At 45.4% G+C, this 1293-nt stretch carries 1 protein-coding gene; it reads left to right on the top strand.

Annotated elements, in window-relative coordinates:
• Positions 1-1003: multidrug effflux MFS transporter (locus IMQ48_RS06275; protein ID WP_196208330.1), on the top strand; the 1003-nt coding region annotated here is incomplete at its 5' end.
• Positions 1004-1293: the final 290 nt, after the last annotated feature.

The raw sequence follows: 1293 nt of genomic DNA, 5'->3' as shown, positions 1-1293 counted from the left end.
ACAACTGATTTGGGGACCGATTAGCGATCGTTACGGGCGGCGTCTGCCGCTATTCATTGGTTTAAGTTTATTCGTGATAGGTTCGGTCGGCTGCGCGTTATCAACGGATATTGTACACATTGTCTTCTGGCGTGTTTTTCAGGCGCTAGGTGCCTGTACCGGCCCGATGCTGGCGCGAGCAATGATCCGCGACCTGTTTAGTCGGACTCGCGCAGCACAAATGCTGTCGACCCTGATGATTATCATGGCTATTGCACCGATTGCCGGTCCTCTGATTGGCGGGCAAATGATTAAGGTCACCTCGTGGCACGCTATTTTCTGGCTACTAGCGATAATCGGTACATTCATGCTGCTGTCGTTATTCTGGCTACCGGAAACCCTGGCTGAAGACAAGCGCTCCCAGGTTTCCATCTCCAGTGCATTTCATCATTATTTCGCATTATTGAGCAACGCCAGGTATATGCGCTTTACGCTATGCCTGACATTCTACTACGTCGCGGCCTACGCCTTTATTACCGGCTCTCCGTTTGTGTACATCACGTACTTCGGTGTTGATCCGCAGCATTATGGTTGGTTATTTGCCGTCAACATTTTAGGTCTGATGGCCGTGAGCATGGTCAACAGACGCCTGGTTTATCGCTACCCACTGGAAGCATTACTCAAGATTGCTGTCTTCATCGCCACCGTTGCCGCCATCGTGCTGGCTGTCACAACGGGTCTGGGCGTGGGTGGGATCACCGTGATTGTCGGAGCCGTATTCGTGTTCTTCTCGATGAATGGCATCATCGCCGCGACGTCTACAGCATGTGCACTGGACGCCGCGCCGAATGTTGCCGGTTCCGCATCGGCGCTAATGGGCGCGTTGCAATACGGTAGCGGCATCATCTCCTCACTGTTGCTGGCTTTCTTTAGCGATGGCACACCATGGGCAATGGGCTGGATCATTGGGGTATTTACAGTAGCCAGCGCCATGATGGCGCTGAGCATTCAGATTAAAAGATAGGTATCACATACCCAGCTAGTTGATAAAGTAATACATCACCACATAAACACATTTACTTACCAAATAACAAATTCATTCATATTTTTAATAAATACCACACAACCAATCACTACCAAATATAATTACAATTAAAAACTGTAACAACCCAATAAAAACATACAGTTAACAATCAATCATAATTTATATAAAACACATCAATAAATACACAAAACAAATAACATCACCAATGTGATTATAATTAAAAATAATTAAATTGTTATTTAAAATTTATAAATATAATTAAAATTAAT

The sequence above is a fragment of the Citrobacter sp. Res13-Sevr-PEB04-36 genome, from assembly GCF_015672735.1.
In the GTDB taxonomy this organism is placed as follows: domain Bacteria; phylum Pseudomonadota; class Gammaproteobacteria; order Enterobacterales; family Enterobacteriaceae; genus Citrobacter.
This window is presented reverse-complemented; position numbering and strand designations above follow the sequence as displayed.